The 22,385-nt window shown below is 69.4% G+C and carries 21 protein-coding genes; 14 read left to right on the top strand and 7 right to left on the bottom strand.

Going from position 1 to position 22,385, the window contains the following annotated elements:
* Positions 1-38 precede the first annotated feature (38 nt).
* Positions 39-941, bottom strand: coding sequence for an NADP-dependent oxidoreductase (locus ACGFMK_RS12440; protein ID WP_392761231.1), 903 nt, complete (start codon positions 939-941; stop codon positions 39-41).
* Between the two features lie 157 nt (positions 942-1,098).
* Here ACGFMK_RS12440 and ACGFMK_RS12435 point away from each other — a divergent pair, with 157 nt between their 5' ends.
* The 4 genes from ACGFMK_RS12435 (at position 1,099) to mnmA (ending at position 6,152) form a co-directional block, all read left to right on the top strand.
* Positions 1,099-2,382: a LuxR C-terminal-related transcriptional regulator gene (locus ACGFMK_RS12435; protein ID WP_392761228.1), complete on the top strand. Its 1,284-nt coding sequence runs from the start codon at positions 1,099-1,101 to the stop codon at positions 2,380-2,382.
* A 45-nt stretch (positions 2,383-2,427) separates the two neighbouring features.
* Positions 2,428-3,795, top strand: coding sequence for an MFS transporter (locus tag ACGFMK_RS12430; protein WP_392761226.1), 1,368 nt, complete (start codon positions 2,428-2,430; stop codon positions 3,793-3,795).
* A gap of 64 nt (positions 3,796-3,859) precedes the next feature.
* On the top strand, positions 3,860-5,056 hold the full coding sequence (locus ACGFMK_RS12425) for a cysteine desulfurase family protein (protein ID WP_392761223.1): 1,197 nt from the start codon (positions 3,860-3,862) through the stop codon (positions 5,054-5,056).
* A gap of 4 nt (positions 5,057-5,060) precedes the next feature.
* The gene (gene mnmA, locus ACGFMK_RS12420) at positions 5,061-6,152 is read left to right on the top strand and encodes a tRNA 2-thiouridine(34) synthase MnmA (RefSeq protein ID WP_392761220.1); all 1,092 of its coding nucleotides are present in this window, start codon (positions 5,061-5,063) and stop codon (positions 6,150-6,152) included.
* Positions 6,153-6,159: 7 nt separating this feature from the next.
* Here the strand turns inward: mnmA and ACGFMK_RS12415 are convergent, their stop codons facing one another.
* The 5 genes from ACGFMK_RS12415 to ACGFMK_RS12395 all read right to left on the bottom strand — a co-directional run bounded on the left by ACGFMK_RS12415 (position 6,160) and on the right by ACGFMK_RS12395 (position 10,487).
* Complete coding sequence (locus ACGFMK_RS12415) at positions 6,160-7,440, bottom strand: DUF222 domain-containing protein (RefSeq protein WP_392761218.1); 1,281 nt, start codon at positions 7,438-7,440, stop codon at positions 6,160-6,162.
* 188 nt (positions 7,441-7,628) lie between these two features.
* Positions 7,629-8,081 (bottom strand): GNAT family N-acetyltransferase, encoded by a 453-nt coding sequence (locus ACGFMK_RS12410; protein WP_392761216.1) that lies wholly within the window; start codon positions 8,079-8,081, stop codon positions 7,629-7,631.
* 10 nt (positions 8,082-8,091) lie between these two features.
* Positions 8,092-8,493 carry a GNAT family N-acetyltransferase gene (locus ACGFMK_RS12405; protein WP_392761213.1) on the bottom strand — a complete coding sequence of 134 codons (402 nt, stop codon included), beginning with the start codon at positions 8,491-8,493 and terminating at the stop codon, positions 8,092-8,094.
* A 23-nt stretch (positions 8,494-8,516) separates the two neighbouring features.
* The gene (locus ACGFMK_RS12400) at positions 8,517-9,560 is read right to left on the bottom strand and encodes an MBL fold metallo-hydrolase (protein ID WP_392761210.1); all 1,044 of its coding nucleotides are present in this window, start codon (positions 9,558-9,560) and stop codon (positions 8,517-8,519) included.
* A 105-nt stretch (positions 9,561-9,665) separates the two neighbouring features.
* A complete protein-coding gene (locus ACGFMK_RS12395; RefSeq protein WP_392761207.1) occupies positions 9,666-10,487 on the bottom strand; it encodes a phospholipid scramblase-related protein in 822 nt (273 codons plus the stop codon).
* Positions 10,488-10,620: 133 nt separating this feature from the next.
* Here ACGFMK_RS12395 and ACGFMK_RS12390 point away from each other — a divergent pair, with 133 nt between their 5' ends.
* The 4 genes from ACGFMK_RS12390 (at position 10,621) to ACGFMK_RS12375 (ending at position 15,120) form a co-directional block, all read left to right on the top strand.
* Entirely contained in the window at positions 10,621-11,658 is a 1,038-nt protein-coding gene (locus tag ACGFMK_RS12390) for a methionine synthase (protein ID WP_392761205.1), read from the top strand.
* Between the two features lie 84 nt (positions 11,659-11,742).
* A complete protein-coding gene (locus ACGFMK_RS12385; protein WP_392761202.1) occupies positions 11,743-12,441 on the top strand; it encodes a hypothetical protein in 699 nt (232 codons plus the stop codon).
* Between the two features lie 11 nt (positions 12,442-12,452).
* Positions 12,453-14,633: an NAD-dependent DNA ligase LigA gene (ligA, locus tag ACGFMK_RS12380; RefSeq protein ID WP_392761199.1), complete on the top strand. Its 2,181-nt coding sequence runs from the start codon at positions 12,453-12,455 to the stop codon at positions 14,631-14,633.
* Positions 14,626-15,120, top strand: coding sequence for a GNAT family N-acetyltransferase (locus ACGFMK_RS12375; RefSeq protein WP_392761196.1), 495 nt, complete (start codon positions 14,626-14,628; stop codon positions 15,118-15,120). The genes ligA and ACGFMK_RS12375 overlap by 8 nt, the downstream gene beginning before the upstream one ends.
* Positions 15,121-15,192: 72 nt before the next feature.
* On the opposite strand, the gene ACGFMK_RS12370 is transcribed toward ACGFMK_RS12375, so the two are convergent.
* A complete protein-coding gene (locus ACGFMK_RS12370; RefSeq protein ID WP_323331948.1) occupies positions 15,193-15,846 on the bottom strand; it encodes an amino acid-binding protein in 654 nt (217 codons plus the stop codon).
* Positions 15,847-16,082: 236 nt separating this feature from the next.
* Here ACGFMK_RS12370 and gatC point away from each other — a divergent pair, with 236 nt between their 5' ends.
* From gatC to ACGFMK_RS12340, 6 genes are all read left to right on the top strand, one after another.
* Positions 16,083-16,382, top strand: a complete 300-nt coding sequence (gene gatC / locus ACGFMK_RS12365; protein WP_392761193.1) for an Asp-tRNA(Asn)/Glu-tRNA(Gln) amidotransferase subunit GatC — start codon at positions 16,083-16,085, stop codon at positions 16,380-16,382.
* Positions 16,379-17,896, top strand: coding sequence for an Asp-tRNA(Asn)/Glu-tRNA(Gln) amidotransferase subunit GatA (gene gatA, locus ACGFMK_RS12360; protein WP_323331946.1), 1,518 nt, complete (start codon positions 16,379-16,381; stop codon positions 17,894-17,896). Before gatC ends, gatA begins: the two co-directional genes overlap by 4 nt.
* Positions 17,893-19,398, top strand: coding sequence for an Asp-tRNA(Asn)/Glu-tRNA(Gln) amidotransferase subunit GatB (gatB, locus tag ACGFMK_RS12355; RefSeq protein ID WP_392761189.1), 1,506 nt, complete (start codon positions 17,893-17,895; stop codon positions 19,396-19,398). Before gatA ends, gatB begins: the two co-directional genes overlap by 4 nt.
* A gap of 8 nt (positions 19,399-19,406) precedes the next feature.
* Complete coding sequence (locus ACGFMK_RS12350; protein WP_392761187.1) at positions 19,407-19,943, top strand: hypothetical protein; 537 nt, start codon at positions 19,407-19,409, stop codon at positions 19,941-19,943.
* Between the two features lie 412 nt (positions 19,944-20,355).
* Complete coding sequence (locus tag ACGFMK_RS12345; protein ID WP_392761184.1) at positions 20,356-21,465, top strand: Gfo/Idh/MocA family protein; 1,110 nt, start codon at positions 20,356-20,358, stop codon at positions 21,463-21,465.
* On the top strand, positions 21,462-22,379 hold the full coding sequence (locus ACGFMK_RS12340; protein ID WP_392761181.1) for a PmoA family protein: 918 nt from the start codon (positions 21,462-21,464) through the stop codon (positions 22,377-22,379). The genes ACGFMK_RS12345 and ACGFMK_RS12340 overlap by 4 nt, the downstream gene beginning before the upstream one ends.
* Positions 22,380-22,385 lie beyond the last annotated feature (6 nt).

The raw sequence follows: 22,385 nt of genomic DNA, 5'->3' as shown, positions 1-22,385 counted from the left end.
GCCTGTTGCCGATATCCGGCGACAGGCCCGTCTCGCGTTCAGCTGACAGCCAGCGTCAGCTTCCCGCCGGGGTGCCCGCCTTCGCTCTCCGTCTGGGCGGCGGCCGCGTCGGCGAGCGGGTAGCTCTTGCCGTGCGCGATGGTGACCCCGCGATCGGTCACCCAGCCGGCGATCTCCTCCAGGACCGCACGCGACTGCTCACCACCGCTGGAGAACGTCAGCCCCAGCTCGAACGCCGCGGCGTCGGCGATCGTGATGATCCGATCCTTCGAGCCCCGCAGCTCGACCGAGCCCGGCAGGACGCCGTGCCCGGAGGTGTCGAAAACGGCGTCGACCGACCCCGGCGCGGCTTCACGGACCCGCTCCAGCCAGCCGTCGCCGTAGAGGACCGGGATGACGCCGAGGGACTTCAGGTCGTCGAGGCTCCGGCTGCCACCGGTGCCGAGGACGGTCAGCCCCTTTGCGATGGCGACCTGCGCCGCGAACCGGCCGACGGTGCCGCTGGCCCCGTGGATCAACAGCGTCTCGCCCTCGCGGACATCGAGCAGGTTCAGCACACGAAGGGACGTCTCACCGGCGACCGGCAGGGCCGCGGCGTCGGCCCACGAGAGGCCCGCGGGCTTCGGCGCAAGCGTTTTCCCCACGGCGTACTCGGCGTAGGCGCCGGTCTCGGACCAGCCGAAGACCTCGTCGCCCACGGAGAGGCCGGCTTCCTCACCGACGGCGTCGACGACTCCAGCGACCTCGAGCCCGGGCGTGTGGGGGAAGGCGATCGGGAAGTTCTGCGCCATCCCGCCGGCGCGGATCTTCCAGTCGATCGGGTTGATCCCGGCGGCCCGCACGGCCAGCCGCACCTGCCCAGGGCCGGGCTCCGGCACCGGAACCTCGGACAGCTTCAGGACGTCCGGTCCGCCGTACTCGGCGAAGGTGATCGCTCGCATGGTGTCGTCTGCGCTCCTCGATTTCGGGACTTCGATGCTCGAATGTCCTCTCCGCAGAGTCAACTCGCCCGGCGTTCGCACCGAACCACTCGGACGAGCAGTGTTCACTAGCCGGACGAGCAGGCAGCCGGCGCGCGAGCGCGCCTACGTTGGAGCCATGGACGCTTCCTGGTCGGACCCGCGACACGTGCTCGACGTCGTCGAACGGCTGTTGTCGGCGCGGCGCCCCCAGCTGCTCACCCAGTTCTCCATCGAACTGGGAAGGCTGGTCCCGCACCGGGCCGCGGCGATGCAGACGGGGGACTGCCCGCGCAGCCCGCTCAAGGTCGTCGGCGACCCGGCGATCGCCCAGGCGGTGACGAGCGTCGAGCTGCAACGGCTGGTCGACCGCGCCGAGCCGGGCGCGGCCCTGGTGGTCGACGGCGTCCTTGGCGGTGTCGAACGCCGTCTCGTCCTGTTCGCGTCGTCGCCGCCGGTCGGCCAGGGCGCGGTGCTGGTCGTGGTGCCGTCGTCCCCGGAACAGCCGGCCGCCGAGCTGGAGCTGGCCGCCCGGCTGTGGCACATCCTCAGCACGGACGCGGGCCAGCGCGCCACCGATCCGGGTCCGGAGGTCCTGGCCAGCAACCTGGCCGCGGCCAGCGCGCGGGCGCAGGCGATCACCGATCTCGGCCAAACCCACGCGACGACCCTGACGACCCTTCTGGCGGTGCTCCGGTCCGGCCGCCTGCCCGACGCCGCCGCCCGGCGGACCGCGGTCGACGTCGCCGCCGACGCGCTGCTCGAACTGAAGGGCGTCGTCGACCGCGACCAAGCCCGGTCCGCGGAGCCGGCGGACACGGCGTTCGCCGTGCTCAAGGATCAGCTCGCCGACCTGGTCCGGCACACGGACGTCGACATCGACCTGGTCAGCCCGGTCGGTGACGGCTCGCTCGCCCAGGACATCGCCCACACGGCGAGGACGTTGACCCGCGGCCTGGTCCTCGCCGCCCTGGACCGTCCGGCGACCACGCGCCTGCGAGCGTCCTGGCGCCTGGACGGCTCGGTCGTCCGCATCACGGTCCGCGACGACAACCCCGAAGTCGCCACCGCGGTCCCGGCCGGCGGCCTGACGGAACGCCTCACGACGCTGGGCGGCCACTGGGAGGTCGACGCGGTCCCGGGCTGGGGCACGACGGTCACCGCGGTGCTGCCCCTCGGCGTGGCCGAACCGCCGGAACTGCGTCCGCTCGACCGGCTCAACCCGCGCGAGCTCGAGGTCCTGTCGGGAATCTCCCAGGGCCTGCGCAACCGGCAGATCGCCGAACAGCTGCAGCTCAGCGAGCACACGGTGAAGTTCCACGTCCGCAACATCCTCGACAAGCTGGACGTGACCTCCCGCGGCGAGGCCGCCGCCCTCGCACGCGACCTGCGTTTGGAGCCGGCGACGCGGCACTCCGCCTGAAATCGGCTTGACCTCGAGCGGGCTGGAGGTTGCAGGCTGCTGATCATGACCTCGACCGTCGACCCCGCACCCGTTCGCCGCAGTGTGCTCTGGAGCGCCGACCACCGGCTGACCACCATCGCGCTGCTGCTCGTGGTCACCCTGGTCGCGTTCGAGAACATGGGCGTCGCGACGGCGATGCCGACCCTGGTCGCCGACCTGCACGGGCAGTCGCTGTACTCGTGGCCGTTCACGATCTTTCTGATCTCGAGCGTGGTCGCCACGGTCCTGTCGGGCCGGCTCGGCGATCGCCGCGGCCCGGCACCGGCCCTGCTCGCAGGTCCAGCTCTGTTCGCGGCCGGCTTGCTCGTCGCGGGGACGGCGACCGGCATGCCGACGCTGCTGCTCGGCCGCGCCCTCCAGGGCTTCGGCGCAGGGCTGCTCCTGGTCTCGGTTTCGCTCCTGATCGCGCTGACGTTCACCGATCGCGAGCGTCCGGTGATCTACGCCGCGAACGCCGCCGCCTGGGTCTTGCCCGCGGTCATCGGCCCGTCGGTAGCCGGGTTCCTGACGGTCAGCGTCGGCTGGCGCTGGGTGTTCCTCGGCCTCGTCCCGCTCGTGGTCATCGGCGTGACCATGCTGATGGTGGTCGTCCGCCGCCTGCCCGCGCACGTCCCTGCCACGGGCGGCCCACGCGCAGGCGTGGTCCAGGCGATAATCGCCGCCCTCGGCGTCACCGCCCTGACGTGGGCCGCTCAGCACCAGTCACTCCTCGCGCTCGGCTACGGCACGGCCGGGCTGATCGCCCTCGGCTACGCCCTCCGCAACCTGCTCCCGAAGGGGACGCTGACCGCCCGCCGAGGCCTCCCGACGGTCGTCGCCTCCCGGGCGTTGATCGCCGGCGCGTACGCCGGGATGGAGGCATATCTGCCGCTGACGATGAGCGCGGTCCACAGCTACAGCCCCGCCCTGGCCGGCCTGCCCCTGACGATCACGGCGCTGGGCTGGTCCGCGGCATCGGCGGCCCAAGGCCGGTACCTCAACTGGTCGAGGGAGGCGTCACTGCGCACCGGCTTCTGGCTCGTTGCTGCCGGCCTGGTCTGCTTCGGCCTGGTCTCACAGCCCTGGTTCCCCGGCTGGACGGCGTTCGTGGCCTGTGCAGTCGGCGGTGCGGGCATGGGAACCGCGATGCCCGCCATCTCGGTACTTCTGCTCCGCTACTCGCCCGAGGGTGAGCGCGGATTCAACACCTCGGCGATGCAGCTCGCGGACTGGGTCGGTTGCGCCCTGCTCATCGGCTTGGGTGGCGTCCTGCTCGGCCTGGTGGGGTCGGTCGTCAACCCATCGCCGGCAATGGCCCTGCTCACGGTCGCCTTGGTGGGGCTCGCTCTGGTGGGCGTCCGGCTGACCGGGCGCTGGCCGTCGAAGGTGTGACAGCCCACTTCAGGGTCCAGGGTGGGCATCGTCACGCGCTGGAGCGGACTACCCTGAAGGAGCGATGACCTATCTCGACCACGCGGCGACCACTCCGATGTTGCCCGAAGCCATAGCGGCGATGACCGAGGCGCTGTCCACCGTGGGCAACGCCTCAGCGCTGCACTCCTCGGGCCGCCGTGCTCGCCGGATGGTCGAAGAAGCCCGCGAGACGATCGCCGACGCTTTGGGTGCGCGTCCCTCCGAGGTGATCTTCACCGGTGGCGGCACCGAGAGCGACAATCTCGCCCTAAAGGGCATCTATTGGGCCCGGCACGACGAGCAGGAGCAGCGCCGCCGCATCCTGTGCGGTGCCGCCGAGCACCACGCGGTGCTCGACACCGTGGAGTGGCTCGAAGCTCGCTGCGGCGCCGAGATCACTCTGCTGGACGTGGACAGCCAGGGGCGTGTGTCGCCCGACGTGCTCCGCGCCGCTATCGCCACGGATCCCGAAAGCGTGGCCCTGGCGACCGTGATGTGGGCCAACAACGAGGTCGGCACGATCAACCCGATCTCCGAGTTGGCCGCGATCTGCGCCGAGTTCGACATCCCACTGCACACCGACGCTGTCCAGGCGGTCGGTGCGGTGCCGGTCGATTTCACCGCCAGCGGTGCTGCCGCGCTCACGTTGACCGGCCACAAGCTCGGCGGTCCCTTCGGCGTCGGAGCCCTTCTGCTCGGCCGCGATGTGACCTGCGTGCCCCTGCTGCACGGTGGCGGCCAGGAACGCAGCGTCCGCTCTGGCACCTTGGACGTCCCCGCGATCGTCGGTTTCGCAGCCGCGGTCCGGTCCAGCAGCAGTTCCCGGACCGAATACGCTAAGCGTGTCGAGGAACTGCGTGACGGCCTGATCGAGGCGATCCACCGCGAGGTACCTGACGCCGTCCTCAACGGGGGAGAAGGCGAACGGCTTCCCAGCCACGTCCATTTCACCTTCCCCGGATGTGCTGGCGACAGCCTGCTGATGCTTCTCGACGCCAAGGGCATCGAGTGCTCGACGGGATCTGCGTGCACGGCCGGCGTGGCGCAGCCGAGCCACGTGTTGCTCGCCATGGGCGCCGACCCAGCAGCCGCCCGCGGTTCGCTCAGATTCTCTCTCGGGCACACGTCCACCGCCGCCGACATCGCGGTGGTTGCGGCCGAGATCGGCGGTGTCGTCACACGCGCACGGCAAGCTGGACTCGCCGGAATGCGTAAGCAGACCCAGAAGCAAGAGGTGTAAGGCAATGCGGGTTTTGGCCGCTATGAGCGGAGGAGTGGATTCGGCGGTTGCCGCGGCGCGCGCAGTCGACGCCGGGCACGACGTCGTTGGCGTGCACCTGGCGTTGTCGGCCAAGCCCGGCACTCTGCGAACCGGTTCGCGCGGGTGTTGCACAATCGAGGATTCGCACGACGCCAGGCGGGCCGCGGACATCCTCGGGATTCCCTTTTACATCTGGGATTTCGCGGAGCGGTTCACCGAGGAGGTCGTGGAGACTTTCGTCGGCGAATATGCCGCCGGCCGTACGCCGAATCCCTGCGTCACCTGCAACGAGAAGATCAAGTTCGAAGCTCTCCTCGAAAAGGCGATGGCGCTCGGCTTCGACGCGGTCGCGACCGGTCACTACGCACGCCTGTCCGTGGTCGACGGCGTGCCTGAGCTGCGTCGCAGCGCGGACAGTGGCAAGGATCAGTCCTACGTTCTCGCGTCTCTTACTCCGGAGCAGCTCAGCCACGCGATGTTCCCCCTCGGCGACTCGTGGAAAACCGACGTGCGGGCCGAGGCGGAGCGGCGGGGCCTGTCCGTCGCGAACAAGCCCGACAGTCACGACATCTGCTTCATCCCGGACGGCGACACCAAGAAGTTCCTGGAGAACCGGCTGGGACAGCGACCCGGCGAGCTCGTCGACGCGGAGACCGGCGCAGTGCTTGGCCAGCACACCGGCGTGCACGGGTTCACCGTTGGTCAGCGTAAGGGGCTTGGTATCGAGGCCCCGGCGCCTGACGGTCGCCCTCGCTACGTCTTGTCCCTGGAGCCGGTGTCCGGTTCAGTCAAAGTAGGTTCCGCCGCCGGCCTCGGGATCAAGGTGATCGAGGCGGACCGGGCGATCTGGCCCAGCGGTCGTCCGCTGACAGAGCCGACTGAGTGCGTGGTCCAGGTCCGGGCTCACGGTGGAATCGTCGATGCCGTCGCCGACGTTGACTCGGACACCATGACCCTGCAGCTCCGTGAACCTTTGCGCGGGGTCGCTCCCGGCCAGGTTGCCGTGCTCTACCGGCCGGATGTCGAAGGCGGCGACATTGTCCTGGGCAGCGCGAAGATCTCAGGTACGCGCTGACCTCTCGTCACGTCCTCGGCTTCTTGTGAGACCGGTTCGCTCGCCGGTGGGTCGGATGCATCGACGGTGGCGTTGTCGAGCGAACGCGGCCGGTCGGTGTCGCAACCTTCACTTTGCCGTCGGCGGCGACCTCGTAGTTCCAACCGGGCTGATCTTTCAGCTTGCGATGGCGGGAGCAGAAGGTGACCGGCTGGTACGCGACTACCTCAGCCTCACCTGATGCTTGAGTCGGTTCGATCCCGCAACTCTGGGCTGGGCGTGTGCACCCGGGCTGCCGGCACTCCTGGTCTCGAACGCGGATGAACTCGTCGTGAGCCGGCTCGAGCGGGTAGCGGGTCGGTGACAGCTCGACCACCTGACCGGTACGCGGGTCGGTGAGAACCCGTCTCAGCGTCGTGCCGGGCCCGCTGATGATGCGACGGGCGACCGATGCCGCGATCGGGCCGCGGCCGGCCAACGTTGCCGGTAGGTCGTTCAGGCTCAGGTAGGTGGCCAGATCGACATGCAAGAACACCTCGGTCCGTGCGGTCGGCCCACCCGTGCCGCTGAGCAACAGGTCCATGGCGACATCGGCTCGGAGCTGGTCCAGCGTTCGCGTCTCCCCGGGCGTCTTCAGTGCTCGGGCAGCCTGGTCGATGCGGGCGTAGACGGCGGTCGCCTTCTCGGTCGGAGCATTGTTGATCGACAGGTGAGTCACCGCGGCGTCTTGGTGGTGCAGGCTGAACCGTCGTTCCATGAGTTTCTGCTCGGTGCGGCTCGCGGCTCCTTGCGGGTCGGCTTTCGCGGCGGCGTAGGCCGCAGCCCGGCGGACTTGGGTGGCGTTCCGTCCAGGAACCCGGTCTTCGAGCGCTTCGTCGACGACGCGCGCGTAGTCGCCGGAAAGCCAAGCCGTGGCGTCCGTGACCTTCATGGCGCGGTAGAGGTCCAGCCTGCCGTCGTCCATCAGGTTGAGCATGCGGGGAAGCCGGGCGATCAGTGCGTTGGCCGCGGAAACGATGGCGCCGGCCCGGTGTTCCGTTATGGACAAGGCCAAGGCCACCTCCGAAGCTGTGCTGGGCGCCCGTCTCCGACGCACGCTGAGGTCGGCGATGGCTCTTAGCTGCAGTGCTTGAAGCTTGGAGATCTCGGCGTCGGTGTTGCGAATCAGGTCGACAACTTGGTCGTCCTTCATGTGCTGCAACGTGTCCGGGTTCGCGCGAACTGACCTCAGTACCAACGGAAGGCTGTCGTCAGAGTTCTGGGAATCGGTCGCGGAGTTGAGCTTGCGAAGTGGCTGCGAAGGTGACATGAGTGCGACCGTACGGCAATTTTCCAGCAAATTACCGCGGAGGGCACGAATGGTCCTTTCGTGCCCTCCGCGGCTTGACATGCCGGGACCAGTTCGGGAATGGTCGGCGTGTGTGGATCTGTTCCGTCCCGCATTGGGAGCGCAATGACTGCCTATTGTCCTATTTGGATAATCAAGCTGATGGTCGTTCAGAGCTTCAGCTTGAAGCCGGTGTGGGTCGGTTCGAAACCGAGGCGCTCGTAGAACCGGTGTGCCTGCGTCCTGGAGGTGTCCGACGTGAGCTGAACAAGCGCGCACCCGCGACGCCGCGATTCGCCGATCGCCCACTGGATGAGGTCGGCGCCGAGGCCGGATCCCCGATGATCCGCGCGGATCCGCACCGCCTCGATCTGGCCGCGAAGGGCACCACGCCTCGCCAAGCCGGGAATGATGGTGAGTTGCAGTGTTCCGACGGCTTGGTCATCAAACGCGACGACGACCAGGAGCTGGTTCGGGTCTGCGTCGATGTCGTCGAATGCTTGCAGGTACGGGACAAGGTCGGCCGGATCGTCGCGGGTCGCGCCGAGCTGGTCGTCCGCCAGCATGTGCACTATCGCCTCGACGTCGTCGCGTCGTGCTTTGCGGATGATGTGGTCGGTCACGGCGCCAGTATCACAGTGTGCGGGTAAACCCTTGATAGCTGTGCTCGAACCCGAAGCGCGCGTAGAAGTCTCGCAGGTCGACGCGGGCGAGGCCCGAGTCCAGGTGGAGGCGGGTGCAGCCGCGTCGGCGGGCTTCGTCGATGCCCCAGCTCAGAAGGGCGCTCGTCACTCCCCGGCGGGCGGCACGGATGCCTTCCAGGTGGCCACGGGTCGCACCTTCCCAGGCCAGCCCGCGCGTCACCGTCAGTTGCGCGGTGCCGACGACGCCGTTGTCGTCCTCCGCTACGACGAGCGTGACGTGCGGGGTGCTCGTGAGCTCGTGAAGTGCGGCTGCCAGCGGCCCGCCTGGTGCGTCGAACAGGCGCACAAGCGCCTCGATGTCCGTCGCCCTCGCGCGTCTGATGACATCCATTGCGCCCAGTATGCAGGAAGTCCTCAGGGCACCGTGTAGTGCCGGACTCCGTCGACCGTCTGCGCGTTCAGTTTGCCCTGCGAAACCAGCAGGTCGAGGTGTGCCGCGGTTTCCAGGACGGCGAGCGTCTGGTTGAACGAGTCCATTTCGGACAGTTTGCGGTTGCGGCGGGTCCATCCCGTCCGGTCGGCGGCCTCGAACGCGGTGCTCGCGCCGGCAGCGATCTGCCCGCCCATGGTCTCGAGGCGTTCACGGTGGTGTTCCAGCAGTTCGTCGACACGTGTGTGCACGCTCTCCGACACCGGACCGTGGGCGGGAAGCATGCGACGGTCAGGCATGGAGCGCACCAGGCGCAGCGAATCCATGAAGTCGTTCAGGGGCAACTCGGCCGGTACCGGCTGGAACCCGATGGACGGGGTGATGTGCGGCAGCACGTGGTCGCCGGAGAACAACAGATCGGCCGTGTCGTCGACGAAGACGACGTGTCCGCTCGTGTGTCCCGGGGTGGCGACGATGTCGAACTCGCGCCCAGGCATGATCGATCGACGGCCAGGTGTCAGCCACTCGTCGGGTGCTTCCCACAGATCGGCTTCCCTGTGGCGCCGATCCGTGCCGAACTCGCGGCCGAGGGCTTCGACGACGCCGGCGGCGCCGGCCTTGAACAGAAGGTCGACCTGGGCTTCCATCGGCAGCCGGTCGGGGTTGCCCGAAACCTTCAGCGACGGTTCTTCGTCCTGGCCGAGCGCGATCTTCGAACCGAACTCACGGCGGAGCACGACCGCCTGCGAGTAGTGGTCGCGGTGGACGTGAGTCACGAGGAACTCGCTGACGTCGGCGAGCTCGGCACCGATCCCGCCGAGGGCATTCGTCAGCTGTTGACGGGCCACGTCCAGCGCCCAGCCGGAGTCGACCAGGACCAGCTTCTTGCCGTCCGTGACCGCGTAGACGTTCACCGCACGAAGGCCGTCGTTGGGCAGCGGCAACGGGATCCGGTAAACGCCCGCCGACACCTCGTAGATCCCGGGTTCGGTCCAGATCCGGTCGCTGCTCTCCGGCAACGGTTCCACGGTGACCTCCGTCCCGGCGAGACTCCGGCGTCCCGGCCTTTTCTTCACCCTGAGCCGTGCCGGGCCCGCTGTCCACCGGGAGGAGATGAGACGCCGGTCACTAGGTCAGTCGGTATCCTGCTTCAGAGCGGTGTCGATCGTGAGGGCCGCGGCGACCACCATGCTGGCCAGCGGATCGGGCAGGGGGTGCGGGATCTCGACGACGTAGTTGTCGGCGGTGGTGAAGGCGGCCTTGATGAACCCGCCCCAGGTCTTGGTCACCCGGGCGACTTCGGTGTCGGTGTGGTCCCGGATGGAGAAGTTCCAGGCTCGCCAGTTCTCGGCGAAGATTCCGCCGACCGGACGGCCGTCGACGACGAAGCCGAAGCGGATCTTCCCGAACACGTTCTCCTGGACGATCTCGCCGATCGGGGTCTCATCGGCTCGGGTGACGAGGAACCGGGACTTGAACACCTTGGCCGGCCGGGTCACCTTCAGCACCGTGCTGTGGTTGGCGTCGCGGACCTCGAACTTGTGGGTCAGGAATTGGTCGTAGTTGGTCAGGAGCCGGATCGCCTTCTTCAGCGTGCTCTGGCCGACCTCGACGACTCCGCCGATGCGGGTGCCGTTCTGGTCGAAGACGCCGAACTCGTTGGCCATCTCGATCAGCTTGGCGCGCTGGTTCACCACCAGGACTGGCTCGGTGAACAGCGTCCCGCCGCCGGTCCGCGCGCTACCGCGGCCGCGGGTGGCGCGGCCGACCTGGTTTTGGATGCGCGACGGGTCGTGAGCTCGCTCGATGTCCAGCTCGATCGGCTCGGAGTCGCTCGGCGGCGCCTGCTGGGCCGGACGTGTGTTGGCGGTCCAGGCCCGGCCGTCCCACCAGCGATGCAGCCGCGGGTCCCGCGAGTCGGGGTACCAGCCCGGTTGCGGTGGCGAACTCGTCATGACCGGGCAGCCTATCCGCGTGGGCGCGCTCGCGGGCCGGGGAAAGAGAAATGCGGCGAATGTCCACCTCCGCCGGGTCCGGTGCGGTGGCCCGGTCGGCGTGGGCGGCCGGTGGTCGACCACAATCCGGGTGGTGAGCGAACGACTTTGGCCCAGCGGGGCCGCGACGGCGATCGGCTCGATGCCCGGCACGGACCCCGCGGAGGCGGCGGCGGTCGTGTTCGGCGAGCTGCCGGACTTCCCGCACGTGCCAGAGCTGCCCGCCCGTGGCGTCGGCGCGGACATGCTCGGGCGGACGGCGGCGATGCTGGTGGACTTGGCCGTCGAGGTCGTGCCGAGCGGCTACCGCGTCGCGGCGCGGCCGGGGCACGACCACCGCCGGGCCGTCGACCTGCTTCGCTGGGATCTGGACGCGGTGCAGGAAGCCCGCGAGAAGGCTGGGGTCACGCCGCCGGTCTTCAAGGTCCAGCTCGCCGGGCCGTGGACGCTCGGCGCGGGGATCGAGCTGCCCCGCGGCCACCGGGTTCTCACCGACCGCGGCGCGCTGCGCGACTTCACAGCATCCCTCCTCGACGGCCTCGCCGAGCACGTCGACGAGGTCCGGTCCAGGACCGGCGCACCCGTGGTCGTCCAGTTCGACGAGCCGTCGCTGCCCACGGTGCTGGCCGGGGGGCTGTCGACGCCGTCCGGTTACGGGAACGTCGCGGCGGTGCCGGCACCCGAGGCCCGTGACCTGCTCGCGACCGTCATCGAAGGCGCACGCACGATCACCGGCCAGCCGGTGATCGTGCACTGCTGCGCCGCGGAACCGCCCCTCGGTCTGCTGCGAGAGGCCGGTGCGGACGCCCTGGCGTTCGACCTCAGGGCACTCGACGGCGCGTCCCCCGCGTTCCTCGACGAGATCGGAGAGGTGTGGGACAGCGGCGCGACGCTGTTCATGGGCGCGATTCCGGCGACGGAGCCGTCGATTCCGCTGAGCTTGAAGGACGTCGGCGAAGCGCCGTTCCGGCTGGCGAGCCGGCTCGGCTTCAACCGCAGCGTCCTGGCCGAGCGCGCCGTGCCGACCCCCGCCTGCGGTCTCGCCGGTGCGACGCCGGTCTGGATGCGCCGGGCTCTCGCGCTGTCCCGCGACCTCGGCAAGGCCTTCGTGGAGCCACCGGAAGGGTGGTGACGGAATCCGGCAACTCGCCGACGTCGGCGCGGCACGCCAAGTAGCGTGGCGGGGAAGCCGACCGAACGAGGACCACCGATAGCCATGCGCCTGTTCCGCCGCAAGAGCACCGCCGCCGATCCGCCCGACCCGCGCACCGCGTGGCCGGAGCAGCACGTGCCGGAAGACGCGGCAGTCGCCGCGGAGACGTTCTGGCAGGGCTGGTACGACCTGCTCCCGATGGTCAGCGCGGCGCTTGGCGAGGGCGAGCCGCACCGGGTCGAGCACGAGCTCTGCCAGCTGGTCGAGGCGCTGCACCCCCGGCTGCACTTCTCACTCGAACGTGGTCGCCGGTCGATCTACGCCCTGGTCGTGACCGGCCAGGAGGACCCGGAACTGCGGCCGTTCACCGACGCGTGGCGCGCCACCGCGCCGCCGGACGACGCCATCTGGGAGTACCACGACTCGGTTCCACCGGTGCCCGATCCGACCGAGGTGACCGTCAACCTCGGTGAGCATCGGATCTCGCTGGCCGATGTCCGAGTCGTCGCGCAGGTGGAGGACGACGTCGTCGACGTCGCCGTCTTCCACCCCGGCTTCCGGGACCTCGACGAAGCCGCCCGCCAGACCATGACGTTCCTGCCCCTCGACGCCACATTGGGTGAACGGCTGGCCGCCGAACGACTACGGCGTGTCGAAACCGCCGAGACCGAGCCGACGGGCGCGATCACCCTTTTGGAGTTCCGTGAACTGGTTCGCGGGCTCGGCGGCGGGACGTCCGGAAATGTCGGTGCCGCCGACTAGGCTTACCACCCGTGAGCAGCACAGACCTCCCCCAGGACCAGATCGCGGCGGTGGACGCCCCGGAGGCCGCCGAGGACGTCACCGACGTCCCGGCCGACGTGCGTGAGCGCCACAGCGCGCTCGCGGAGGAACTGCGCAACCACCAGTTCCGCTACTACGTCCTGGACTCGCCGATCGTCTCCGACGGGCAGTTCGACGAGCTGCTCGGCGAACTGCAGGCGATCGAAGACGCGCACCCCGCGCTGGTCACACCGGATTCGCCGACCCAGACCGTCGGCGGCACGTTCTCGACCGAGTTCACCGCGCACGACCACCTCGAACGCATGCTCAGCCTGGACAACGTCTTCGACCAGGACGAGTTCCTGGCTTGGGTGGAACGCGTCGAGAAGGAGGTCGGCCGCACCGAGTTCCTCGCGGAGCTGAAGATCGACGGCCTGGCGATCAACCTCCTGTACGAAAACGGCCACCTCACCCGGGCGCTCACCCGGGGTGACGGCCGTACCGGCGAAGACGTGACGCTGAACATGCGCACGCTGGAGCAGGTGCCGGAGACGCTCACAGCCACCGACCAGTTCCCGGTGCCCGCCCTGGTCGAGGTGCGCGGAGAGGTCTACTTCCGCGTCGAGGACTTCCTCGAGCTGAACGCGAAGATGGTCGAAGCCGGCAAGCCGCCATACGCGAACCCGCGCAACACCGCGGCCGGGTCGCTGCGGCAGAAGGACCCCAAGATCACGAGGGAGCGCCGGCTGCGGCTGATCTGCCACGGGCTCGGCAAGCGCGCGGGTTTCGAGCCGCAGCGCCAGTCGGAGGCGTATGACGCGCTGGCCGCGTGGGGTCTGCCGGTGTCGCCGCACAGCAAGGTCCTGACGACAGCTGACGAGCTGACCGAACACATCGCCTACTGGGGCGAGCACCGGCACGACGCCGAGCACGAGATCGACGGCGTCGTCATCAAGGTCGACCAGGTGACGTTGCAGCGGCGGCTGGGCACGACATCGCGCGCGCCGCGGTGGGCGATCGCGTACAAGTACCCGCCGGAAGAGGCGATCACGACGCTGCTGGACATCCAGGTCGGCGTCGGCCGGACCGGGCGCGTGACGCCGTTCGCGGTCACCGAGCCGGTCAAGGTCGCGGGGTCGACCGTCGCCAGGGCCACCCTGCACAACGGGGAGGAGGTCAAGCGCAAGGGCGTGCTGATCGGCGACCGGATCGTCATCCGCAAGGCGGGCGACGTCATCCCCGAGGTCCTCGGGCCGGTGGTGGACGCGCGCAAGGGCGACGAGCGGGAGTTCGTCATGCCCACCCACTGCCCGGAATGCGGCACGGAGCTCGCCTACCAGAAGGAAGGCGACAAGGACATCCGCTGCCCGAACACCCGGTTCTGCCCGGCGCAGCTGCGGGAGCGGCTCTTCCACCTGGCCGGCCGTGGCGCTTTCGACATCGAGGTCCTCGGTTACGAGGCGGCTGTCGCGCTTCTGGACGCGAGGGTGGTCGCCGACGAGGGTGACGTCTTCGACCTGAACGAGGACAGCCTGTCCGAGGTCGAGCTGTTTCGCACCAAGGCCGGGGAGTTGTCCGCCAACGCGCGAAAGCTGCTCGCCAACCTCGACGTGGCGAAGGACCGGCCGCTGTGGAAGGTGCTGGTCGCGCTGTCCATCCGGCACGTCGGGCCGACGGCGGCGCAGGCGCTGGCCCGCGAGTTCGGTTCGGTCGAGCGGATCGAGCAGGCCACCGAGGAGGAGCTCGCGGACGTCGACGGTGTCGGCCCGACCATCGCGCGCGCGACCCTGGAGTGGTTCGAAGTCGACTGGCACCGCGAGATCGTCGAAAAGTGGCGACGCTCCGGCGTGCGGATGGAGGAGGAGCGCGACGAGTCTATCCCGCGCAACCTCGAAGGCTTGTCGATCGTGGTGACGGGCTCGCTCGACGGGTTCTCCCGCGACGAGGCCAAGGAATTCATCATGGCCCGCGGGGGCAAGGCGGCCGGGTCTGTCTCGAAGAAGACGGCTTTCGTCGTCGTCGGGGACGCGCCTGGTTCGAAATACGACAAGGCGGTCCAGCTGAAGGTGCCGGTGCTCGACGAGTCCGGTTTCCGCGTCCTGCTGGAGCGCGGGCCCGAGGCGGCGCAGGAGGTGGCGCTGCCCACCGGTGACGAGACCGCTGAAGACGAGTCTGGGGAGACGGATGAGTGATTTCGAGATCCGGCCGCCGCGGCCGGAGGAGTACGGCGCGGCGGGCGAGGTCACGGTTCAGGCCTACGACGTCGACGGCCACTTGGCCGGAGACGTCGGCTACGACGCGGAGCTGCGGGACATTGCGCGCCGGGTCGAGCTGGCCGAGGTGCTCGTCGCCGTCGGCGGGGCGGGGGAGGTGCTCGGCTGCGTGACGATCGTGCAGCCGGGGTCGGCGTACGCCGAGATCTCACGCGCTGGTGAGCTGGAGTTCCGGATGCTCGCGGTGGCGCCGTCCGCGCGTGGCCGCGGTATCGGGGAGGCGCTGACGAAAGCCGTATTCGACCGCGCGCGAGCGTCGGGACTTCGGAAGGTGGTGCTGAGCAGCCTCGACGGCATGCACACCGCGCACCGGCTCTACGAGCGCCTGGGGTTCACGCGCCTGCCCGAGCGCGACTGGCGGCCGTTTCCGCACATCACGCTGATTGCGTACCAGATCGACGTCTGAGCAGGCCTGTCGCCGAAAACCGACCGCGGACGTGCCGAGACTCGGCGTGTCGTCGGTTTCGGGCTATGGCGCTCAGCCGTCGAGGACGACCGCGACGATTCCCGCCAGGTGAGCGAGCCGGGCGACCTCGGCGGCGCGGAAGTTCGGGCCGCCGGGGCGGGCCACCAGCAGCGCCTTGCCCGGCTTGCCGAGGGGGGTCGCGGCAAGCTCGGTGCCGAGTTCCTTCCAGGTCTCCGGGATCCAGGCCTCCTCGCTGTCGAGCACCGTCGCGCGCTCGAGCGGCAGCCAGGGCAGGTCGGTGATCGGCGTCTCGGGAGCCGCGCTCGACGACGCCAGCCGGACCGCGCCGGTCTCGGCGTGTTCGACGACCATCGCCCAGCCGGCGCGCACGATGCGGGGCACGCCCTCGGCGAGGATGTCGAGGCCGGTCTTCGGCCGCGCGGCGATCTCTTCGACGAGTTCGAGCTCACGATGGGTGTCGAGCACACCCGCGTACGGGCGGACGGCGTCCACCTCGACGCCTTCCACGCTCTCCGCCGCCGTGATCAGCGCGTCGGGGAGACGGCCCGACGGGAGCTCGACGACCAGGTCGTCCACGGCCAGACCGGTGCCGCGTTCGACGACGTCCACGCTGAGAATGTCGGCGCCTACCGTGCCGAGGGCCGTGGCGACCGCGCCGAGGGTCCCCGGGCTGTCCGGAAGGAGGACCCGGATCAGGAACGACACCACGCGCCCCTCTCACCTCTGGCGTCCCAGCCTTGCCGTGGGACGCTCGATGCCGGTCGCCGATTGTGACAGACCCACCCGGCCCGCGGGACCCACTGTCCGCCGGGCGGGACGTCGGTGTCGCCGGACGGCACTCGGTTTGCGCCGGGCGTAACCCAGTCGAGTACGCCCACGCCGCCACCATAGACTTGCAGCTTCCGAGACAACCCGCACAGCACAACCCGGGAGTCACCCGCGTGCCCAACATTTCCCGAGACGAGGTCGCGCACCTCGCGAAGCTGGCCAGGCTGGCCGTGACCGACGACGAGATCGACGTCTTCGCCGGCCAGCTCGACCAGATCCTGGACTCGGTGGCCAAGGTGAGCGAGGTCGCCGCCGACGACGTGCCGCCGACGTCGCACGCCGTGCCGCTGACGAACGTCTTCCGGCAGGACGTCGTCCGTCCCGGGCTCACGCAGCAGCAGGCCCTGGCCGGCGCGCCGGCCGCCGAAGAGGGCCGGTTCCGGGTGCCGCGGATTCTGGGGGAAGAGCAGTGACCGAGCTGATCAAGCTGACCGCCGCGGAGCTGGCGGAGAAGATCCACACGCGTGAGGTGTCCGCGGTCGAGGTCACGCAGGCCCACCTGGACCGGATCGCCGAGGTGGACGACCACGTCCACGCGTTCCTGCACGTCGACACCGAGGGCGCGCTGGCCGCGGCCAAGGCCGTCGACGAGGGCATCGCCGGGGGCCAGGCGCCCGCGTCGCCGCTGGCCGGTGTGCCGCTCGCGCTGAAGGACGTCCTCACCACCGAGGGCATCCCGACGACCTGCGGGTCCAAGACCCTCGAGGGCTGGATCCCGCCGTACGACGCGACCGTGACGCGCAAGCTGCGCGAGGCCGGTGTCGTCATCCTCGGCAAGACCAACATGGACGAGTTCGCCATGGGGTCGTCGACGGAGAACTCGGCGTACGGCCCGACGCACAACCCGTGGGACCACGCCCGGATCCCGGGCGGCTCCGGCGGTGGTTCGTCGGCGTCGATCGCGGCCTTCGAAGCGGCCCTCGCCATCGGCACCGACACCGGTGGCTCGATCCGGCAGCCCGGCTCGGTCACCGGCACCGTCGGCGTCAAGCCGACCTACGGTGGCGTGTCGCGCTACGGCCTCGTCGCTTTTTCGTCGTCGCTCGACCAGGCCGGCCCGTGCGCCCGCACGGTGCTCGACGCCGCGCTGCTGCACGAGGTCATCGCCGGGCACGACCCGATGGACTCGACGTCCATCGACGCGCCGGTCCCGCCGGTCGTCGCCGCGGCCCGTCAGGGTGCGAACGGCGACCTGTCCGGCGTCCGCGTCGGCGTGGTGAAGGAGTTCGGTGGCGACGGGTACCAGCCGGGCGTCCTCCGGTCCTTCGAAGCCGCGGTCGAGCAGCTGCGTGCTCTCGGTGCCGAGGTCGTCGAGGTGTCCTGCCCGCATTTCACCTACGCGCTGCCGGCGTACTACCTGATCGCGCCGAGCGAGTGCTCCTCGAACCTCGCCCGGTTCGACGCCATGCGCTACGGCCTGCGCGTCGCCGACGACGGCACGCACAGCGCCGAAGAGGTCATGTCGCTGACGCGCGAGAAGGGCTTCGGCGCCGAGGTCAAGCGCCGGATCATGCTCGGCACGTACGCGTTGTCGTCGGGCTACTACGACGCGTACTACGGCTCGGCGCAGAAGGTCCGCACGCTGATCACGCGTGACTTCGCCTCGGCGTTCGAAAAGGTCGACGTCCTCGTTTCGCCCACGACGCCGACCACGGCGTTCAAGATCGGTGAGCGCGTCGATGACCCGATGGCGATGTACCTCGCCGACCTGTGCACCATCCCGTCGAACCTGGCCGGCAACGCCGCGATGAGCGTGCCGAGCGGCCTGTCCGACGAGGACGGGCTGCCGGTCGGCCTGCAGATCATGGCCCCGGCGCTCGCCGACGACCGGCTCTACCGGGTCGGCGCCGCCTACGAGGCCGCCCGCGACGCCGCCGCCGGTGGTTCGCTGGTCCACAAGGTCCCGGAGCTGGGAGGAACGAAGTGACTGCCGTGGCCGAGTTGATGGACTACGCCGACGTCATCGAACGCTTCGACCCGGTGCTCGGGCTCGAAGTGCACGTCGAGCTGAACACCAACACCAAGATGTTCTGCGGCTGCGCCAACGAGTTCGGTGGCGAGCCGAACACGAAGGTGTGCCCGACCTGCCTCGGCATGCCGGGTGCGCTGCCGGTGGTGAACGGCAAGGCCGTCGAGGGTGCGATCCGGATCGGCCTCGCGCTGAATTGCGAGATCGCCGAGTGGTGCCGGTTCGCCCGGAAGAACTACTTCTACCCGGACATGCCGAAGAACTTCCAGACTTCGCAGTACGACGAGCCGATCGCGTTCAACGGCTACCTCGACGTCACGCTCGACGACGGCGAGATCGTGCGCGTCGAGATCGAGCGCGCGCACATGGAGGAGGACACCGGCAAGTCGCTGCACGTCGGCGGCGCCACCGGGCGGATCCACGGTGCTGAGCACTCGCTGCTCGATTACAACCGGGCCGGCGTGCCGCTGATCGAGATCGTCACCAAGACGATCGAGGGCACCGGCGCGCGGGCTCCCGAGGTCGCGCGGGCGTACGTGTCCGCGCTGCGGGACCTGCTGAGCGCGCTCGATGTGTCCGACGTCCGGATGGACCAGGGTTCGCTGCGCTGCGACGCGAACGTCTCGCTGATGGCGAAGGGCGCGACCGAGTTCGGCACTCGCACCGAGACGAAGAACGTCAACTCGCTGCGCAGCGTCGAGCGCGCGGTGCGGTACGAGATGACGCGGCAGGCGGCGATCCTCGCCGACGGCGGGTCGATCAAGCAGGAGACGCGGCACTTCCAGGAGGCCGACGGCTCGACGTCGCCCGGCCGCACCAAGGAGACCGCGGAGGACTACCGGTACTTCCCGGAGCCCGACCTGGTCCCGATCGCGCCGTCGCGTGAGTGGGTCGAGGAGCTGCGCGGGACGCTGCCGGAGATGCCGTCCGAGCGTCGCAAGCGGATCCAGCAGGAGTGGTCGCTTTCCGACGAAGCCTTGCGTGACCTGCTGAACGTCGGCGCGGTGGACCTCGTCGCGGCCACGGTCGAGGCCGGTGCGACGCCGGACGAGGCCCGTGGCTGGTGGGTCAACACGCTCGCCCAGGAGGCCAACGCCCGCGAGGTCGAGCTGGCCGATCTGGCCATCAGCCCGGCGCAGGTGGCCGAGGTCATCGGGCTGGTGACGTCCGGCGAGCTGACGAACAAGCTCGCCAAGGAGGTCGTCCAGGGCGTGCTCGCCGGCGAGGGTTCGCCGCGCGAGGTCGTCGAGAAGCGCGGGCTGAAGGTCGTCTCGGACGACTCGGCGCTGCTCGCGGCGATCGACGAGGCCCTGGCCGGGCAGCCGGACGTCGCGGAGAAGATCCGCGGCGGCAAGGTGGCCGCGGCGGGTGCGATCGTCGGCGCGGTCATGAAGGCGACCAAGGGGCAGGCCGACGCCAAGCGGGTCCGTGAGCTGATCATCGAGCGCGTCGGTTCCTGACCGCTTTCATGACACAGCCGTTTTCCGTCAAAAGCGTCACCTGGCGCGAGTGGCTCGGCCTGGCGGCCGGGCTGCTCGCGCTGGGTTCGACGTTCCTGCCGTGGACCACGCTCAGCACCAACAAGCCGGACATCGAGGACATTCTCTCGACGCTGCCGCACAACGAGGTCGTCCGCGATGCGTGGACATCGAGCTTCTTCGCCTGGTGCCCGCCGCTGCCGTTGCTGCTGGCCGGGTTGGTCGTGGTCGTTTTCGGGCGAGTCCGGAGAGTACGGGTCAGCGGCCTGCCGCACCTGTGGTTGGTCGTCGCCGCGGCGTCCGTGCTGCTGATGGTGATCGGCTGGCTCACGCTGGGCTGGGAGTTCGACGCCGACCAGCGTGGCATCTTCGACGCCGCCGGCATCGCCATCGGCCCTGGCTTCGGCCGGTTCCTCGGCATGTTCGCCGCGGTCGCGTCCGGCGTGGTCGCCTTCCTGGACATGCGGGCAATGCGCGCCGAAAGTCGGCAGCCGCGGAAACGTACTCTTCGCGACAAGAGCCGCTGAACGGCGGAGTTACTGTCTCGCGGGGTAACCGCCGCTGACTCTTGGTGAGACGGCCCGTGGGAAACCGTGAGTGTGGCTGGACGCACGAGCCGGAGTTCAGGCAGCACGACAAGGGTTGGCGACCCGGTCCCCGGTGGACGTCGTTGTTACCCGCGAAAACACCGTGCGTTGCCAGCGATGGTCCCCGGGAAAAGCCTCTGCGGTAAGGGCCTTGGCGGCCGTGGCCGTTGGAGTGTGCTCGAGCGGTTCTCGTCCGTTCCGGTTGTGCGGCAGGCGGTGACAACGTTGACAGTGCGAAGAGCTGTTGCGTGAGAAAGCGCTTTCTGCGACGGTCGAAGGGCCGTGCTCCGGGGGATCTCGGGGCGTGGAGGTCGTCTGCTGGACGTCGTCGCCGTTGGGGAGGAGGTCTGGGGTGTCGAACGGAAAGCGCTTACGCATCGCCGTCGTCGGCGCTGGTGGGATTGCGAAAAGTCACTGGGCTGCTTACGAAGCCCATCGTGACGACGTCGATATGGTGGCCGTCGCGGATGTCGACGAAACGCGCGCCGCCGCTTTCTGTACTGAGGCCGTGGGCGCCGTGCCTTATCAAGACCTCGACACCCTGCTTGCCGAGCAGGAGCCCGACCTCGTCTCCGTCTGCACTCCGCCCGGATTGCACGTCGAGCAGGTCAAGAAGGTTCTCGTGAGCGGCGCCTGGGCGTGGTGTGAGAAACCGCCTTGCCGGTCGCTCGCCGAGTACGACGAGATCGTCGCCGCCGAACGGGAAGGTGGGCCGTACGCCGCTTTCGTGTTCCAACACCGGTTCGGGTCCGCCGCTGGGCGCTTCCGGACGTTGCTCGCAGACGGGGAGCTTGGCCGGCCGCTCGTCGCGCACTGCCAGACGACCTGGTACCGCGATGCCGCTTACTACGCCGTGCCGTGGCGGGGGAAGTGGGCGACCGAGGGTGGCGGTCCGGCGATGGGGCACGGGATCCACCAGATGGATCTGCTGGTGCACCTGCTTGGCGACTGGGCCGAGGTGCGGGCGATGACTGCGCGGCTGGTTCACGAAGTCGAGACCGAGGACGTCTCCACCGCGCTCGTCCGGTTCGAGTCGGGCGCGCTGGCGACCGTGGTCAACAGCGTCCTGTCTCCGGACGAGGTCAGCCGGATCCGGATCGACTGCGAAAACGCGACCGTCGAGCTCACCCACCTCTACGGCTACCGCGGTAAAGACTGGCACTACACCCCGGCACCGCACGTGGTCGCCGATCGGACGACGCGCTGGTCCAGCGCGCCTGACGACGTCGCCAGCTCACACACCGCCGCCTTCGCGCCGGTCCTGGCCGCCTACCGGGCCGGGCAGCGGCCGCCCTGTAGCGGGGCTGATGGTCGGCAGGTGCTGGAGCTGGTCGCGGCGCTCTACAAGTCGGCCTTCACCGGAGCCGGGGTGCGCCGGGGCGAAATTGTTCCTCATGATCCATTTTACCGGTCGATAGCCGGTGTCGGTCAGGGAGCGGAAAGGGAAGGAGCGCGCGTGTGAGTGCGGCGATCACCGTCACCCATCGGCACGGCGACCACGTCGCCGTCGAAGCCGGCGGGGTCCAGCTGATGTCCTATGTGTACAAGCCCGACCCCGTGGCCTACGAGTCCCGCAAGCCCTACACCCACCCGCTGCGCACCCTCGGCGGACGGCGCGTCAGCGGGTACCGCCCGGCCGACCACCGCTGGCACAAGGGCCTGCAGATGACGTCGAGTCACCTGTCCGGCCAGAACTTCTGGGGTGGCCACACCTACGTGCCCGGCGATTGGTACCAGAACCTGCCGGAACGGGTCGGCTCGATGCGGCACGACGGGTTCGCCGGGTTCACCGTCGACGGCGATCGGCTGACCTTCACCGAGCAGCTCACCTGGATCGCCAACAGCGGCGAGGAGTGGGCTCGGGAGCGGCGCGACATCGCCGTCCACTCGGTCGAGCCGGACGAGGGTGCCTGGGCGATCGACTGGGCGATCGAGCTGACCAACATCCGTGACACCCCGCTCGAGTTCGGCAGCCCGACGACCGCCGGTCGCGAGATGGCCGGGTACACCGGGCTGCACTGGCGCGGGCCTCGCGAGTTCAGCGGCGGCCGCGTCCTCGGGCCGGGCGACCTGGGCGGCGAGGAGATGATGGGCCGGCAGGCGCCCTGGCTGGCGTTTGTCGGCGAACACGACGACGTCGACGCGCATTCGACACTCGTGTTCGCGCACGCGCCCGAGAACGACGCCGCCATCCACGAGTCGCACTGGTTCGTCCGTTCCCGTGACACGCCGACCGTGGCGATCTCGTGGGCGTTCTTCGAGGAGTTCGCCCTGTCTCCAGGGGAGAGCTTCGCCTACCGATACCGGGTCGTCGTCGCCGACGGCGCCTGGGATCGCGACCGCGTCACCGGGTACCTCGACACCCACGGGTTCTGAAAGGCA

Origin of the sequence: Amycolatopsis sp. NPDC049252, from assembly GCF_043197175.1 — a bacterium.
Taxonomy (GTDB): Bacteria; Actinomycetota; Actinomycetes; order Mycobacteriales; family Pseudonocardiaceae; genus Amycolatopsis.
This window is presented reverse-complemented; position numbering and strand designations above follow the sequence as displayed.